At 51.4% G+C, this 15,594-nt stretch carries 14 protein-coding genes; 6 read left to right on the top strand and 8 right to left on the bottom strand.

The window, feature by feature from the left end:
- Nucleotides 1-33 precede the first annotated feature (33 nt).
- From AC4PME_RS14430 to AC4PME_RS14420, 3 genes are all read right to left on the bottom strand, one after another.
- The gene (locus tag AC4PME_RS14430; protein WP_491046256.1) at nt 34-321 is read right to left on the bottom strand and encodes a hypothetical protein; all 288 of its coding nucleotides are present in this window, start codon (nt 319-321) and stop codon (nt 34-36) included.
- Between the two features lie 117 nt (nt 322-438).
- Entirely contained in the window at nt 439-1,176 is a 738-nt protein-coding gene (gene pdeM / locus AC4PME_RS14425; protein ID WP_491046257.1) for a ligase-associated DNA damage response endonuclease PdeM, read from the bottom strand.
- A gap of 17 nt (nt 1,177-1,193) precedes the next feature.
- Nucleotides 1,194-3,671, bottom strand: a complete 2,478-nt coding sequence (locus tag AC4PME_RS14420) for a ligase-associated DNA damage response DEXH box helicase (protein WP_491046258.1) — start codon at nt 3,669-3,671, stop codon at nt 1,194-1,196.
- 142 nt (nt 3,672-3,813) lie between these two features.
- Here AC4PME_RS14420 and AC4PME_RS14415 point away from each other — a divergent pair, with 142 nt between their 5' ends.
- The gene (locus AC4PME_RS14415) at nt 3,814-4,839 is read left to right on the top strand and encodes a ligase-associated DNA damage response exonuclease (RefSeq protein WP_491046259.1); all 1,026 of its coding nucleotides are present in this window, start codon (nt 3,814-3,816) and stop codon (nt 4,837-4,839) included.
- Nucleotides 4,839-6,437, top strand: a complete 1,599-nt coding sequence (locus AC4PME_RS14410; protein WP_491046260.1) for a cisplatin damage response ATP-dependent DNA ligase — start codon at nt 4,839-4,841, stop codon at nt 6,435-6,437. The genes AC4PME_RS14415 and AC4PME_RS14410 overlap by 1 nt, the downstream gene beginning before the upstream one ends.
- A 6-nt stretch (nt 6,438-6,443) precedes the next feature.
- Here AC4PME_RS14410 and AC4PME_RS14405 read toward each other — a convergent pair whose 3' ends face one another.
- Both AC4PME_RS14405 and AC4PME_RS14400 read right to left on the bottom strand, forming a co-directional pair.
- Nucleotides 6,444-7,073, bottom strand: a complete 630-nt coding sequence (locus AC4PME_RS14405; protein ID WP_491046261.1) for a tetratricopeptide repeat protein — start codon at nt 7,071-7,073, stop codon at nt 6,444-6,446.
- A gap of 115 nt (nt 7,074-7,188) precedes the next feature.
- Nucleotides 7,189-7,434 carry a TIGR02647 family protein gene (locus AC4PME_RS14400; RefSeq protein WP_119502642.1) on the bottom strand — a complete coding sequence of 82 codons (246 nt, stop codon included), beginning with the start codon at nt 7,432-7,434 and terminating at the stop codon, nt 7,189-7,191.
- A 238-nt stretch (nt 7,435-7,672) separates the two neighbouring features.
- Here AC4PME_RS14400 and ubiD point away from each other — a divergent pair, with 238 nt between their 5' ends.
- The 4 genes from ubiD (at nt 7,673) to AC4PME_RS14380 (ending at nt 12,696) form a co-directional block, all read left to right on the top strand.
- Nucleotides 7,673-9,142 carry a 4-hydroxy-3-polyprenylbenzoate decarboxylase gene (ubiD, locus tag AC4PME_RS14395; RefSeq protein ID WP_119502643.1) on the top strand — a complete coding sequence of 490 codons (1,470 nt, stop codon included), beginning with the start codon at nt 7,673-7,675 and terminating at the stop codon, nt 9,140-9,142.
- A 261-nt stretch (nt 9,143-9,403) separates the two neighbouring features.
- A complete protein-coding gene (fre, locus tag AC4PME_RS14390) occupies nt 9,404-10,099 on the top strand; it encodes an NAD(P)H-flavin reductase (protein ID WP_349589544.1) in 696 nt (231 codons plus the stop codon).
- An 80-nt stretch (nt 10,100-10,179) separates the two neighbouring features.
- On the top strand, nt 10,180-11,514 hold the full coding sequence (locus AC4PME_RS14385) for a M28 family metallopeptidase (protein ID WP_490710415.1): 1,335 nt from the start codon (nt 10,180-10,182) through the stop codon (nt 11,512-11,514).
- A 192-nt stretch (nt 11,515-11,706) separates the two neighbouring features.
- Complete coding sequence (locus tag AC4PME_RS14380; protein ID WP_491046262.1) at nt 11,707-12,696, top strand: substrate-binding periplasmic protein; 990 nt, start codon at nt 11,707-11,709, stop codon at nt 12,694-12,696.
- 395 nt (nt 12,697-13,091) lie between these two features.
- On the opposite strand, the gene AC4PME_RS14375 is transcribed toward AC4PME_RS14380, so the two are convergent.
- The 3 genes from AC4PME_RS14375 to AC4PME_RS14365 all read right to left on the bottom strand — a co-directional run bounded on the left by AC4PME_RS14375 (nt 13,092) and on the right by AC4PME_RS14365 (nt 15,517).
- Nucleotides 13,092-14,204 (bottom strand): acyl-CoA dehydrogenase, encoded by a 1,113-nt coding sequence (locus tag AC4PME_RS14375; RefSeq protein ID WP_491046283.1) that lies wholly within the window; start codon nt 14,202-14,204, stop codon nt 13,092-13,094.
- A 210-nt stretch (nt 14,205-14,414) separates the two neighbouring features.
- Complete coding sequence (locus tag AC4PME_RS14370; protein ID WP_181013636.1) at nt 14,415-14,888, bottom strand: Lrp/AsnC family transcriptional regulator; 474 nt, start codon at nt 14,886-14,888, stop codon at nt 14,415-14,417.
- Nucleotides 14,889-14,920: 32 nt separating this feature from the next.
- Complete coding sequence (locus AC4PME_RS14365) at nt 14,921-15,517, bottom strand: LysE family translocator (protein ID WP_491046263.1); 597 nt, start codon at nt 15,515-15,517, stop codon at nt 14,921-14,923.
- Between the last annotated feature and the right edge of the window lie 77 nt (nt 15,518-15,594).

The following is a 15,594-nucleotide window of genomic DNA, read 5'->3' as shown; positions in this document are numbered from 1 at the left end:
TCCTCCGCCAGCCCGCAGGCTGCCGGCTTGCCTTCAGCGCAAACGGTGGCTTGTTCGCTTATCCAACTCATTCCCCACAAAATCACTGTCTTTAAATCTGGTCAGCGGAAACCACCTCACCGCATAGATATCATTCCCTGCAAGCAGCATCAGAGAAGGGAAAAATAATACTGCCCCGGCGAAGCGGAATGTAAACTGAAACAGCAGAAATGTGCTTACCAGCATAAACAAGGTTGCACCGTATCGCCATAGCCGGCTGACTCTGACAGGTTGCCAGCATTCACGGCACATAAACTTGCCGCTGTTAGCGAGGGCTTTCATGCAAATACTGCGACTTTTGCAGCAGGGACAGCGACGATGTGTGTACATAGTGGCAGCGTTCCGGTAGATAACTGCGTGCCAGTGTAGTACACCCGATATATCAGGATAACTGTACTTTCAGTCAGGTTTACAGCGATATATCTTATTTTCGTACAGTAAAAAACATTGTCTATCACCGCGCTTCAGCAACGCGGTGAGCACCCCGCTGCTGACATCCAGGCCACCGGTGTACTGCCCGAAGGCAGGCATAATAAACAAGTCGTCATCACTTACAAAACACTTGCCGGAGAAACGTTTTCTGCCAACGCAGGTGCGGGTTTTAGGGTGAAAATGGCCGATGATTTGCGCGGCCGGAGATTGTGCCCCGGAAGGCGTGTCTGCGGATTCATCCGGTTCGTGCTGCAGCCTGATATTGCCCCAGTGCAAAACATCCAGTGTGCGGCCACCGGCACCGGCCGGGATCTCAGGGTCATGGTTGCCGGCTATCCATACCCAGTCTTTATATTGTGCCGTTAAACCAGCCAGCAGCTTTCTTTCTGCAATGCCCATGCGATCAAAGCCACCGGCATCATGGAAACTGTCCCCGAGGCAGATAACCTGTGCCGGCGCATAGTCTGACAGTATTTCCTGCAGGCGCTGCAATGTCGCCAGACTGTCCAGTTGTGGCAACGGGTTGGCAAACCGGCTCATATAGCTTCCCTTTTCGAAATGCAGATCGGATACCACCAGCGCGTCCCTGGCCGGGCAATACAACACGCCCCTGCCATCGGCAATAAACACCTGCTGCGCAAACCTTACCGGCACTGCCCTGTTGTGCGCTACCAGTCGGTTAAGCTGTTCTTCTGTTATCGCCACTTAATTCCCTGCACTGTTTACCCGTTTCCGCCTGCTTCATCCGGCGCGTCACCACTTAACAAGGCTCTGATGTCTGCCATCATGTCTTCTGCTTCCTGATACAAACTGGCCTGCTCTATCACTGCATGTGCACCGGCGCCTTTCACCTGTTCACTGCGAACATCCAGCACAATGGGAATGGCCATGGGAGACACTTTGGGTAACGACACAAAGTGAAGTTTGTCATAAAACCGGATCAGCATGTCAGCCAGCCGTTTCAAATCCAGTAGTTCCCTCTCTGCGTCCGCACGGGTAACAGTCAGTAAAATATGGTCGGGTTCATGTTCCCGCAAGGTATCGTAAATCAGATCAGTGGAAAAGGTGACCTGCTTCATGGTTTTGTTGCTGCTGTGATAGCGTTGTTCTGTCAGGCCGCTGACCACGGCAACCTGCCTGAATGACCGTTTCAGCATCGGTGCATGCAGCATCCAGTCTTCCAGTTCGTCACCCAAAATATCCGGTCGGAACAATTGCTCCAGCTGCGCCTCTGTCACCTGCTCCAGCAAACATACAGACAAGCCATAGTCGGTGACAGAAAAGCTCAGCGGTTTTAAACGCATTTTTTCCATGCGCCGCGTCATCAGCATGCCCAGAGTCTGGTTCGCTTTGCGGCCCTCGAAGGTATAAAACAATAAGTAGTTTGTTTTGCGGTAAGGAAACTGCTCAATCAGCACCCGCTTGTTGTCGGGCAGGGCCGAGAATGCCTGCTGCAATTCCAGCCACTCCCTTACCTGTGCCGGTAACGTTGACCAGTCTGCCGGCGTATCCAGTATCTGCCTTACGCCCTCTGCCAGAAAAGTAGACATGGGCATTTGCCCGCCGGCGTAGGATGGGATTTTCGGCTCACCACCTTTGGCGGGCTTTGCGTGCAACTGCATGTCCCGGATAGCTTCGAATTTAAGGATTTCTCCGGCAAACATAAAGGTGTCGCCGGGCACCAGTTGCTGGGCGAAGTACTCTTCCACTTCACCAATAATTTTGCCCTGATTGCCCCGGCGGATGCGCTTTACCTTCAACCGTCCGGCTTCCACTATGGTGCCGATATTTTGCCGGTGACGCTGAATAACCCGTTTGGATGCAGGGCTGTACGTGCCGTCCTCCCGTTTTTCCATTCGCTGGTAACGCTCGTATGCCCGCAGCGCATAACCGCCATCAACGGTGAACTGCCACAACTTCATGAAATCGGCGTAACCGGTACTTTGATACGGAGCGGCATCCAGTACCTGCCGGTAAATATCCTCCGGGTCTGCAGGCTGACTACAGGCGCAGTTTAAAATGAACTGAGGCAAAATATCCATCGCCCCGGGGAGCAGCGGCTCGCCATCCAACTCACCTGCAGCGATGGCATTCATCGCCGCCCTGCATTCCACCGCTTCAAACCGGTTAGCCGGCACCAGTAAGGCTTTGCTGGGTTCATCGAGCCGGTGATTTGCCCGGCCAATTCGCTGAAGTAGCCGGCTGACACCTTTGGGTGCGCCAATCTGTATGACCAGGTCGATATCACCCCAGTCAATCCCCAACTCCAGCGCTGAGGTACTGACAATAGCCCGTAAACTCCCCTGCCCCATCAGACTTTCTGTTTTGCGGCGTTGCTCTTTCGATAAAGAACCGTGGTACAACGCAATAGGTAAACCCTCCCGGTTTTCTTCCCACAGCATCTGAAACACCAATTCAGCTTGTGCACGGGTATTCACAAACACTAGTGTGGTGCCTGCCTGTTTAATCGCGGTGTAAACTTCTTCCATGGCGTAGCGGGCCATAAAGCCGCCGAACGGCATGCGGTGCTCTGATTCCAAAAGGGTAATTTCAGGCTTCACCGCCTGCGGTACCTGAATCACTTCAGCCGGTTCCCCAGTCCGGCCAAGCCAGCCGGCAATAACCTCAGGGTGTGCAACCGTTGCCGACAATCCGACACGGTGCATATCAGGCGCAAGGGTTTGTAACCTTGCCAGTGCAAGAGAAGTGAAATCGCCACGCTTATTGGCAACCAGGCTGTGAACCTCATCAATGATCACCGTCTTCAAGTTTTTGAATATGGCCGGTGCATCAGCATATGACAGCAAAAGCATCAGTGATTCCGGCGTGGTAAGCAAAATATTCGGCGGTTTGCGCCGCTGACGCTGGCGTTTATGGGATGGGGTGTCCCCGGTACGGGTCTCAATGGTTACCGGCAGATCCATGGCCTCCACCGGTGCCATCAGGTTGCGCTGAATGTCGTTTGTCAGGGCTTTCAAAGGAGATATATACAAGGTGTGCAATCCTGCTACGGGATGGCGGTATAAATCAGCCAGAGAAGGCAGAAAACCGGACAGGGTTTTTCCTGCCCCAGTAGGAGCAATCAGCAGTGTGGCGTTATTGTCCGCGACAGCCGGCAGCATACGACGCTGATAGTCGCGCAGTTGCCAGCCTTTACTTCGTAGCCACTGATAAAAAGGAGGTGGAAGTCTTTTTGCCATAAACCAGTTAGTTACGCATGAACAGCCCCGGCGGTTTCAGTTGCCCGGTATTAAATCAATGTCATGTTCTGCTTTGCTCACCGCACATCTGTTTAAGTGCCTTGTACGTACAATTAAACCAAACAGGTTTACGGAGTACAGGGTGCACCCACAAGACTGGATATCGGTAGAAGAGGCAGGATTATATTGTCATCCTGCGAAGCTTTACATCGATCCGATGCAACCGGCGGAAAACGCCGTGGTTACCCACGGGCATGCTGATCATGCCCGTGCAGGTCATCAACATGTATTCGCTTCAGCTGAAACCCTGGCAATCATGAAAACCCGCTACGGTGAGGAGATGGCAGAACGCACCACCGCGCTTAAGCCGGGCGTTCCCGTGTCATTGGGAGACAGTGCAGACCCTGTCACAATGATCCTCTATCCTGCCGGTCATATTCTTGGCTCTGTTCAGGTGCTGCTGGAGTATCGCGGAAGCCGCCTGGTGATATCCGGTGATTACAAGCGTCGTCACGATCCTACCTGTCCGCCCTTTGAAGTGGTGCCCTGCGATGTGTTCATTACTGAAGCCACCTTCGGTCTGCCGGTATTCACTCACCCGCCAATCAGTCATGAAATCGATAAGTTACTTACATCACTAAGCGTTTTCCCTCACCGCTGCCATCTGGTCGGCACCTATGCGCTGGGAAAATGCCAACGGGTGCTTATTGGTTTGCGGGAAGCTGGCTATCACAAACCTGTTTATCTGCATGGCGCACTGCTCAAATTATGCGAGCTCTATCAGCAACAGGGTATAGCACTGGGAGAATTGATTCCGGTCAGTGACGTTGAGGATAAGGCCTCCCTTGCCGGCGAAATTGTTTTGGCCCCGCCGTCAGCACTGGCTGATCGCTGGTCCCGTTCCCTGCCTGATGTACGCACCGTGATGGCATCAGGCTGGATGCAGATTCGTGCCCGCGCCCGGCAACGCCAGGTTGAACTGCCCCTGATTATTTCCGATCACTGCGACTGGCCGGAGTTGCTGCAAACCATCGAAGAAGTCTCTCCCAAAGAAGTGTGGGTGACTCATGGCCGCGAAGATGCACTGGTGTATCAGGCAAATCTGATGGGTTTTAAAGCCAGAGCGCTTTCCATGGTCGGCTACGATGACGATGAGGAAAACGGCTGATGGAAGCATTCAGTGATTTATTGGAACAGCTTTATTTTACCAGCGGCACCAACGCCAAAGCCGTGCTGATTTCCCATTACATTGCTACCACTCCGGATCCGGACAGGGGCTGGGCAATCGCGGCCATCGCCGGTGAACTCAGATTCGATTTTTTTAAGCGCAATACAATAAAAACCTTGATGCTTGAACGCATCGACGAAAATCTTTTTGCCATGAGCTACGACTACGTGGGCGAAATGAGTGAAACCGTGGCCCATCTGTGGCAACCTGAAACTCAGCCCTCTGACGATGTTGTGCTGCCCGGTCTGAATGAGATTGTCGAATCATTCCGCGAGGCGAAGCGTACAGAAGTAAAACCATTGCTTACTGCCCTTCTCGATAACATGACAGCCTCTCAGCGCTGGGCACTCATCAAACTGGGTACACGGGGATTGCGCATAGGGGTTTCTGCCCGCAGTATTAAGCAAATCCTCGCCAGCTACGGCGAAGTGCCCGTAGAAGAAATTGAAGTCCTCTGGCATGGCGTCGAGCCGCCATACACCGAATTGTTGAGGTGGCTGGAAAACAAAGGGCCGAAGCCGGATATTTCTGACCGGGTTACCTTTCATCCTGTGATGCTTTCCCATCCCATCGATGGTGATACACGGGAAAAACTTGCCGCGGGCGAATGGCAAATTGAACCCAAATTCGACGGCATCCGTGTGCAACTGGTATCGGCTCCTGCGGGCAAGGCCCTGTTCAGCCGCACCGGTGACGACATCAGTGGTTCGTTTCCGGATCTGCTGGACACCATCGATCATAACCTGGTACTCGATGGTGAATTACTGGTAATGCACGGCGATAAGGTCGATACCTTCAATCAATTGCAGCAACGATTAAATAAGAAAAAGCCCTCCGCGAAACTTATGCAATCACTGCCGGTAGCAATCATGGCCTATGACCTGCTGGAACTTAATGGCGAGTCACTGATGAACCTGCCATTAACTGAGCGTCGTCAGCGTCTGGCGGATTACATAAAAAAGCATCCGGGGGAACGCCTGCATTTATCCCCCACTTACAATGTGAGTGATGTAGCTGAACTGGAAAAGCTGCATGAGCAGGTTACTGAAGACACCTCCATTGAAGGACTGATGCTGAAACGCAAAGACAGTACCTATGTACCCGGCCGTCCAAAAGGGTTGTGGTATAAATGGAAACGGGATCCCCTGTTAATTGATGCAGTCGTTATGTATGCCCAGCGAGGGCACGGTAAGCGTTCCAGCTTTTATTCAGACTTCACCTTCGGCGCCCTGGAGGGCGATACACTGCTCCCGGTGGGCAAAGCTTATTCCGGCTTCACCGATGAAGAACTGAAGAAGCTGGATAACTGGGTACGCCGCAATGCAACGGGTCGTTTTGGTCCGGTAAGGGAAGTAAAAAAGGAGCTGGTGGTAGAAGTCGCGTTTGATGCCGTACATCCCTCAAGCCGGCATAAGTCCGGGGTAGCTTTACGCTTCCCCCGCATTCACCGTATCCGCTGGGATAAACCTGCCGCAGAGGCCGATACGCTGGAAACCCTCAAGGGCCTGATCGAGAAAGCCCCTGAGCAACCAAAGTAAATACTGTCAGGAATCTGCGGGCCGTCTGGCGTTTCTTACCGCTTTCGGGTGCATCAGCTTTTCCAGCTCCGATAAGTATCCGGCGATTTCGCTGTGCGTTTTTTTGTCATCTGTTACTGCGTTGTACAGCCAGTGATAGGTATCTTCATAATCGTAAGGGCTGCCGTGACCATCGAGAAACAGTTGCGCAAGTTGCATTTGCGCTTTTAGGTTACCCAGTGCTGAGGCTTCACGGAGATAGATTACCGCACGCTGTTTGTCTGTCTGCACCAGGGTGCCTTTGGCATAGTACCGGCCCAGTTGTTCAAGCGCAGCCGGCAATCCCTGTTCCGACGCATCACGGATAAATCCAATCCCGCGTTCAGGTTCGGCATCCACACAGACCCCCCAGGCCAGCATATCGCCCCAGAGAAACTGATAAGCGGGCTCCTTCAGCACTTCAGCGTGGGCTTCAATATCCTGTACCAGCTGACAACGATCGGTGACCACCCGTGTAAGGTGCTCATTTTTGTTGATCATGTTGATGAGTTCATCCTGTGTGTAAAGTTGCACGGCTTTGAGCTCCTGAGCAGAAGACACATTAAGCCCGGCAACACACAGCAATGATGTAAACAAAAGAATTACGCGATTTTTCATGTGAAAACCTGAACTGTCATTGACCCCGGTGCCGGTGAACGATGCCGTCAGTAACAGGCATCGCACCGCTATGTTTAATTTATCGGCGGGGTACGGTAAAGCTTAAGCTGCAAGCTTAGTTCAGTTTCATCGATAATGCTGACTGGATGTGCCGGGCATGCTCTGCCAGGTCTACGCCCAGGTCGGTAAGATAGCCGCCGTCAGGCTGAGTAATAATTCCTTTTGAGTAAAGACGTTCTGCGGCGTGAACAACTGACTGGCTGGCGTCGTGATGAATTTTCAGTCCCTGCATGAGACTGGACGCCGGAAATTTAAGAAGAAGATTTAACTCGTCGACCATATCCTGATCTACTAACACCATTACACTCTCCTGACACTGTTATTGTTTGAGTGCACCACAGCAGGGTTAATTGTAAGGCAAATACTGCGGGTACATCCGCTATAACACTACCATTTGCAGCCGCTGTCCAGATTAATTTATATCAACAACCTGCTGCTCAATTAAGTTTATGACACAAACCGGCATCCCCTGAAACGGATCCGGCCGTTAAGTGATATACTCCGGCTACCATTCTCAGGATGCAATAAACACGGAAACGATGAAATACAAAGATCTACGGGATTTTATTGAGCAACTTGAAGCCAGAGGCGAGCTGAAACGCATTACACAGGAAATCGACACCGACCTGGAAATGACGGAAATCGCCGACCGTACATTGCGGGCCAAAGGTCCGGCCCTGTTATTTGAGAACCCGAAAGGGTCAGACATACCGGTACTGGCAAACTTGTTTGGTACGCCAGAACGTGTAGCGCTGGGAATGGGCCAGTCATCAGTATCGGCGCTCCGTGAAGTAGGTAAATTACTTGCCTACTTAAAAGAGCCCGAGCCGCCTAAAGGACTGAAGGATCTCTGGGAAAAATTACCGGTGTTCAAGCAGGTCCTGAATATGCCGGCCAAAGAAGTGAAAAAGGCGCCCTGTCAGGAAGTGGTGCTCAGCGGTGATGACGTCGACTTATCTAAACTGCCGGTTCAGCGCTGCTGGCCGGGCGATGCCGCGCCACTGATCACCTGGGGATTAACGGTTACCAAAGGTCCGCACAAAAAACGTCAGAACCTGGGTATTTACCGTCAGCAGGTAATCGGGAAAAACAAAGTCATTATGCGCTGGTTATCCCACCGTGGCGGTGCACTGGATTTTCGTGAATGGTGTCAAACCCATCCCGGCGAACCTTATCCGGTGTCTGTAGCGCTTGGCGCCGATCCGGCCACCATTTTAGGTGCCGTAACTCCGGTGCCGGATACGCTGTCGGAATATGCCTTTGCCGGCTTGTTACGCGGCAGCAAAACCGAGGTGGTGAAATCAGTCAGTAATGACTTGCAGGTGCCAGCCAGTGCCGAAATCGTGCTGGAAGGTTATATCGCTCAGGACGAAGTAGCACCGGAAGGTCCCTACGGTGACCACACCGGCTACTATAACGAAGTCGATTCTTTCCCGGTATTCACTGTCACCCATATCACCCACCGTCAGAAGCCAATTTATCACTCTACGTATACCGGCCGTCCGCCGGATGAGCCTGCGATTCTGGGTGTAGCACTGAACGAAGTGTTCGTGCCTATTTTGCAAAAGCAATTCCCTGAAATCGTCGATTTTTATCTGCCGCCGGAAGGGTGTTCTTACCGCATGGCGGTCGTCACCATGAAGAAGCAGTATCCCGGCCACGCCAAACGGGTGATGATGGGCGTCTGGTCATTCCTGCGTCAGTTCATGTATACCAAATTTGTGATTGTATGTGATGACGATGTGGATGCCCGCAACTGGGAAGACGTGATATGGGCCATTACCACCAGAATGGACCCTGCAAGAGATACTGTTCTTATTGAGAACACACCCATTGATTACCTGGATTTTGCCTCTCCGGTTTCCGGTCTGGGGTCTAAAATGGGTATGGATGCCACCAATAAAATGCCCGGTGAAACAGACCGCGAGTGGGGCACGCCTATCGTCATGGATGAAAACGTGAAACAGCGCGTGGATGACATCTGGGACAGTCTTGGTATTATGGACTGATTAGCGGGGAGTGTGTGTGCGAACCATTGGCTGGTGAAGTCTGTGCGAAATTAAAACACGCATTATTCCCAACCTCCGCAAACATATTGTGAGCATAATGCCGGACGCAGGCGTGAAAGCGGGGAGTGTGTGTGCAATTAAAACCCTCCGCAGCAGGGATGCTGCGGTGGAGCGCCCATGGATGGGTTTACCGCGTGTTTTAATTGCACATGCGCTCCCCTCTCAGCCTGCGTCAGAATTTCAACCAATCAAAGAGTAACTATGTCGGAATTTCAGTGTAAAGTTACGGCCATCACGCCGTTAACTGAGGTCGTTTATAAAGTTGAGTTAACGCCTGCGCAGCCGGTGGATTTTAAAGCCGGTCAGTACATCATGGTGCATATGGGCGGAAAAGATAAGCGTCCGTTTTCTATCGCTAATCCGGCTTATGACAATGGTCGAATCGAATTGCACATTGGTGCAGATGAGAAAAACGCTTACGCCACCGAAGTCCTCGATAAAATGCGTAATGAAGGTGAAGTCACCTTAAGTGGCGGTCACGGAGAAGCATCATTACAAAGTGATGGTTCAGACATGATTCTTATCGCCGGTGGTACCGGTTTTTCTTATACCTGGTCTATTTTGCAGCAGGCACTGAAAGATCATGCAACCACGCCGGTGACCCTTTACTGGGGCGGACGCAATCAGTCAGATCTCTATCTATTCGATGAACTGACAGCATTAGCGGCTAAGCATGACAATTTCACCTTCGCTCCGGTAGTAGAATTTCCTGAAGAAGGCTGGCAGGGTAAAACCGGTTGGGTTCACAAAGCTGTGATGACTGACTATCCGGATTTATCTGACAAACAGGTTTATATTGCAGGGCGTTTCGAAATGGCCAAAGTGGCACGGGATGACTTTGCAGCATGTGGCCTGTCCACCGGTAAACTCTTCGGTGATGCCTACGCCTTCATATAAAGCCACGCAACCATAAGCGTGGCACTTGCAACAGGCTTGAAGGAGTGTTTATGCTACCACGCACACTGGTTGCTACTACCATGCTGCTGTCCGCTTCAGCGATAGCAGCCCCCACCGCTAACGACGACCCGCGCCTGCACGATATTGCTAAAGCAATTTCTGCGGACCGCATTGAAAAAGACATCACTACATTAGTGAATTTCGGTACCCGTCACACGTTGTCTGAAACCAAATCAGACACTCGTGGCATCGGTGCGGCCCGTCGCTGGATCCAAAAAGAATTCGAACAAATCTCCGCTGAATGCGGCGGCTGCCTTGAGGTTATCACGGTCAGTGACACCATCAGTGGCGAGAAGCGAATTCCTGATCCGGTGGAAGTGGTCAATGTTATTGCTATCCAACGGGGAACCACCGACCCGGACCGCTACGTGATCATGTCCGGTGACATTGATTCGCGGGTATCAGATGTGATGGATTTCACATCAGACAGTCCCGGCGCAAACGACAACGCCTCAGGTGTTGCCGGTACACTGGAAGCGGCACGGGTACTCAGCCAGTACAAGTTTAACGGCACCATTGTCTACGCCGCACTTTCCGGTGAGGAACAGGGTTTATTCGGCGGTAAAATTCTTGCCGCAAAAGCACAGAAGGAAGGCTGGCGCATCAAGGCCGTGCTGAATAACGATATGATTGGCAATATCGAAGGTGTGAACGGCGTTATCAATAACAGTACCGCCCGCCTGTTCGCTGAAGGAACCAGAGTCACTGAAACTGAGGCAGAAGCCCGTACCCGGCGCTTCACCGGCGGAGAAGTGGATTCCCCCAGCCGCAATCTGGCCCGTTATATTGATAAAATTGCTGATCAGTACATCGAAAATTTAGACACCATGGTGATCTACCGGCTCGACAGATTCGGCCGCGGCGGACACCACCGGCCATTCAATGATTTGGGCTATCCCGGTATCCGCATCATGGAAACCAACGAGAACTATACCCGCCAGCATCAGGACTTACGCACGGAAGACGGCATTGTATACGGCGACACCCTTGACGGCGTTGACTTCGACTATGCAGCCAAACTGACCGGACTGAATGCAGTGAGTCTGGCTGCTATGTCCTGGGCACCGTCACCCCCGGCAGAGGTATCCATTGAAGGAGCAGTACAACCTTCCACCACGCTGAAATGGAAAGCCGCCAACAGTAAACAAAATCCTCAGCTAGCCGGTTATAAGTTGTACTGGCGATACACCGATGCACCGCAGTGGCAATACAGCAAATTTGTTGGTGATGTCACTGAAGCCACACTGGAAAATATTGTCATCGACAACTACTTCTTTGGTGTTGCCAGTGTCAGCAAGGACGGCATTGAAAGTCCGGTGGTCTACCCGGGCGCAGCCGGCAGTTTCGGCGAATAAGCCTGAAACACAGCTTGCGACCCGTCTCTGCAAGCTGTCCTCACACTATCCTCAGGTTAAAAGCGTGACAGGTTGTCACGCTTTTTCTGTATTAATCCCTCCGGGACGCTACACTTTTATAATAAAGCCGGTTACGGTAGACGACTCTGCCCGAATCTCTCCGTACTGGCAGACGTATTTAGGAAGTATTTGATGATAAAGGTATTTAGCGGTTTAATTTTGACGGGCCTGTTTTGTCTGACGACCCCGGCACAGGCAGAAATAAAACTGGGCGCCTCTCCTCTCGCCACTTACATTGATAACGGAGGTGAGCCTGCCAGGCTGAACAGTATTGTCACTGAGGCCTTCAGACGTATGGACACGGACGTGACGTTGCAAGTGATGCGCAGGGCCTTTTTAGGCGGTGCACTGACTACCGGCCAGCTTAACGGAGAATATGCGTTTATCAGTCTTGATGACAAACAGAGTAATGCCCTCTATTCAACGCCGTATCTGCCTTTATATCTGTATGCAGCCAGCAAACGTCCTGCGGTAAAAGAAATTAAACTGCTGCCTCAGTTACAGGACAGCCGCATTGCTATCGAGAACCGTTTTGCTAATACCACGCAGATCCGTGCTGTGCGCGAGGTGAAATGGTCCCGTACGCCCACGACATTCGATGCATTTAAACAATTTGCTGATGATCGTACGCCCCTGCTGATGACTTCAGCTTTACTGATTGATGAATTTAACCTTTTACTGCTGGCAGATAACGAGGAACTGGTCTCCCGCTCGGCTGACGCCCTGATTACCAGCGGCTTCCACCTGATGCTGGCTGAGGATACAGCCGCTAACAGAGGCCTGATCTCAACATTTAACGACACCATTTCGCAAATGCAATCTGACGGCACCTACAACACCCTGTTAGGAAAGAGCTGGCTAAGTAAAGACATCAACAATGACGGCATTGCCGATTACATCACGTCAGAATCGGTTTTCCACAATACCACCCCGCCCTCCGCCGCAACGGCGTATCCACTGGACTCAACCCGCCCCGCCGCAGCCAGTGTGTATATGATTGACGGCAACCGTTACGATAACTGGCAGGATGCAGTAAACGCATTACAGGCACTGACACCGGCGGCGACGCAGCTCAGCCTGCTTGATGCCGATATATACAAAAAAATTATCCGGCAGTGGTAGTAAGAAACATTTTATTCTATAAAAAAATTAAACTAGCAAATTCTAGCGGAACGCCTATATTTAAAGGGAGTCACCCGATAAATTTATTTTATCGTAGTGAACTAAATTTCTCTGTAACACGTTAGACATATTACTGTCATAATTATATGATAGTGACGGGTAAACCACAGGAGGGCTCATGAATATGCATGCATTAACCAAGTCATTTACGCGGTTTTTTGAGCGGAGCCATCCATATACAGTTGCATACTATATTGGAAGGAAAAATGCTGAGAAGATTTTTGATTGCAAGATCAAGAAGAAATCCAAGCTACTCGCTGACTCAAATCACTAGCGTCAACACCCGATAAACAGGCCTTGTTCACAAGGCCTGTTTTTATTTGTGCCGGAAAAAATTAAAAGAACGCCTGCAGTCCGGTTTGCGCCCTGCCCAGAATCAACCCGTGAATATCGTAAGTGCCCTCATAAGTATTCACTGTTTCCAGATTCAGCATATGCCGCATAACGTGGAACTCACCGGCAATCCCGTTGCCTCCGTGCATATCTCTGGCTTTACGGGCAATATCCAGTGCCTTTGAACAGTTATTCCGTTTAACCAGTGAAATCATCACGGGATCAAATGCGCCTTCGTCAATCAGTTGTCCCACCCGCAAGCTCCCCTGCAAGCCCAGCGCAATTTCCGTCTGCATATCCGCCAGCTTTGTCTGGAAAAGCTGAGTCTGTGCCAGTGGCCTGCCGAACTGCTTTCTGTCGAGACCATACTGCCGCGCAGCGTGCCAGCAAAACTCTGCCGCCCCCATAGCTCCCCAGGAAATACCGTATCTGGCCATATTCAGGCAACTGAATGGTCCTTTTAGTCCCCGTACTTCGGGAAACATGTTCTCCTGCGGCACAAATACGTTATCCATAACGATTTCGCCGGTAACAGAGGCATTCAGCGACAACTTGCCCTTAATTTCCGGTGCCGACAAACCGGCCATGCCTTTTTCCAGCACAAAACCGCAAATCTCATCGCCCTCATCAGTATTTTTCGCCCATACCACAAAGACATCGGCTACCGGTGAATTGGTGATCCACATTTTACTGCCTGTCAGTCTGTATCCACCCGGCACTTTTTCCGCGCGGGTTTTCATTCCCGCCGGATCCGACCCCGCATCCGGTTCAGTTAAACCAAAGCAACCAATAAATTCTCCGGTGGCCAGTTTGGGCAGATATTTTTCTTTTTGTTCAGTGGTACCAAATGTCGCAATGGGATGCATAACCAGCGAAGACTGCACGCTCATGGCGCTGCGGTAGCCGCTGTCGACCCGCTCCACTTCTCTGGCAATCAATCCGTAAGAGACATAATTCACACCTGCGCAGCCATAGCCATCAATGGTTGCGCCTAACAGGCCCGTTTCGCCGAACTGGCGCATGATGGCAGTATCGAAAGTCGCTGTCCGGTTGGCCTTTTCGATGCCCGGCATCAGTGCCGTCTGGCAGAAGTCCCTGGCCGCGTCACGGAGCATACGCTCTTCGCCGGTTAGCTGCGTTTCAAGATGAAAAATATCATTCCAGTGAGGATTAGCAGAGGCTGTCACGATGAATTCCTGTTGTGCATTTAAACCTGCACACAGTATCACACGGGGGGCACCAGCGGATCACCTGTGAATCGAAAGAAGGCTCTGATTGCTGTCAACCTGATACAACACAAGGTATTGCACGTTGTCAGCCTGCGCTCACAGATGAGTCAGGGGCATTTCAGTGGAGTATTTGATTTGTTCCATTGCAAAACTGCTGGTGACATCGCTCAAATCGATGCCGGATACCAGCCGCTTGTAGAAGTGATCAAAGCTTTGCATATCAGTAACCAGCACTTTAAGCAGATAATCATACTCGCCGGACATGCGGTAAAACTCGACCACTTCTTCAAAAGAGGAAGCATGGCGGGCAAACTTGTCCAGCCACTGCGCATCGTGACGGGATGCCTTTACCTGCACGAACACTGTCATGGTTAAGCCAAGATGCATAGCACTGAGCAGAGCCACACGCTTGCTGATCAGCCCGTCATTTTGCAGTCTCTGGATGCGGCGCCAGCACGGTGTCGTCGTCAGCCCCACCTGTTCTGCAATATCGCTTACCGGTGTTTCGCTGTTATTCTGTAACGCCGCTAAAATGGCCTTGTCGGTTTTATCCAGTACTGCTTTTTTCATCTGTGGCGTCCCGTGTGCGCTGCTTTCGCCTATTATGTCAACCACAGCGCAATTGCCAAGCCTGAAAGCATCACTGCCAGTGAAGTAAAGAAGCTGTAGCGCATTTTCGGGACTTGCAGATATTCGTGGATCACGCTGCCAAGTACCGTCCACAAGCTGTTTGCTGCGAGACCGCTTAAGCAAAACACAACGATAAGGGCCAGACTGTCTGTGACCACACGGTCGGGTGATACAAACTGGCTGTACGCGGTGATCAACATCAGCCAGGCTTTGGGGTTCAGCGGGTGTACCAGTATGCCTTTAAAGAATCCCGGGGCAACAGCGCTGGCCCTGCGGGCTTCGGCGTGTCTCACCCGCCACAAGCTGTAAGCAAGATAGAGAATGTAGAACGTACCGGCCACTTTAATGAACGTCACCATCACAGGAAACTGCTGAAAAACACTGCCTAACCCGACGCAAATCGCCAGGGCATTAATCACAAACCCTGTTACCACCCCTGCCATTAGCGGCAGCGTGCTGCGTATGCCCAGTTGCACACTGGTGCCCAGCAAGGTCAGATTAGCCGGTCCCGGGGTAAACGTCATACTGACAGCAAACACCACCAGCAAACTCAGATTCTGCAATTCCATTTTCTTTTCTCTTAAACAACGTACTTAACATTACCAACGTGATTGATATACTGATTGAGCAATCAATAAACACAAAA

The sequence above is a fragment of the Alteromonas sp. genome (assembly GCF_984505615.1).
Note: the sequence above shows the minus strand (reverse complement) of the source record. Positions and strands in the feature narration are given on the sequence as shown.

Coding starts and splice junctions, on each gene's coding strand:
- AC4PME_RS14385 (WP_490710415.1), top strand. CDS start 10,180: ATGCTGCTGTCCGCTTCAGCGATAGCAGCCCCCACCGCTAACGACGAC.
- AC4PME_RS14420 (WP_491046258.1), bottom strand. CDS start 3,671: ATGGCAAAAAGACTTCCACCTCCTTTTTATCAGTGGCTACGAAGTAAA.
- AC4PME_RS14365 (WP_491046263.1), bottom strand. CDS start 15,517: ATGGAATTGCAGAATCTGAGTTTGCTGGTGGTGTTTGCTGTCAGTATG.
- AC4PME_RS14405 (WP_491046261.1), bottom strand. CDS start 7,073: ATGAAAAATCGCGTAATTCTTTTGTTTACATCATTGCTGTGTGTTGCC.
- AC4PME_RS14370 (WP_181013636.1), bottom strand. CDS start 14,888: ATGAAAAAAGCAGTACTGGATAAAACCGACAAGGCCATTTTAGCGGCG.
- AC4PME_RS14400 (WP_119502642.1), bottom strand. CDS start 7,434: ATGGTGTTAGTAGATCAGGATATGGTCGACGAGTTAAATCTTCTTCTT.
- fre (WP_349589544.1), top strand. CDS start 9,404: ATGTCGGAATTTCAGTGTAAAGTTACGGCCATCACGCCGTTAACTGAG.
- AC4PME_RS14430 (WP_491046256.1), bottom strand. CDS start 321: ATGAAAGCCCTCGCTAACAGCGGCAAGTTTATGTGCCGTGAATGCTGG.
- AC4PME_RS14410 (WP_491046260.1), top strand. CDS start 4,839: ATGGAAGCATTCAGTGATTTATTGGAACAGCTTTATTTTACCAGCGGC.
- AC4PME_RS14380 (WP_491046262.1), top strand. CDS start 11,707: ATGATAAAGGTATTTAGCGGTTTAATTTTGACGGGCCTGTTTTGTCTG.
- ubiD (WP_119502643.1), top strand. CDS start 7,673: ATGAAATACAAAGATCTACGGGATTTTATTGAGCAACTTGAAGCCAGA.
- AC4PME_RS14375 (WP_491046283.1), bottom strand. CDS start 14,204: ATGCTCCGTGACGCGGCCAGGGACTTCTGCCAGACGGCACTGATGCCG.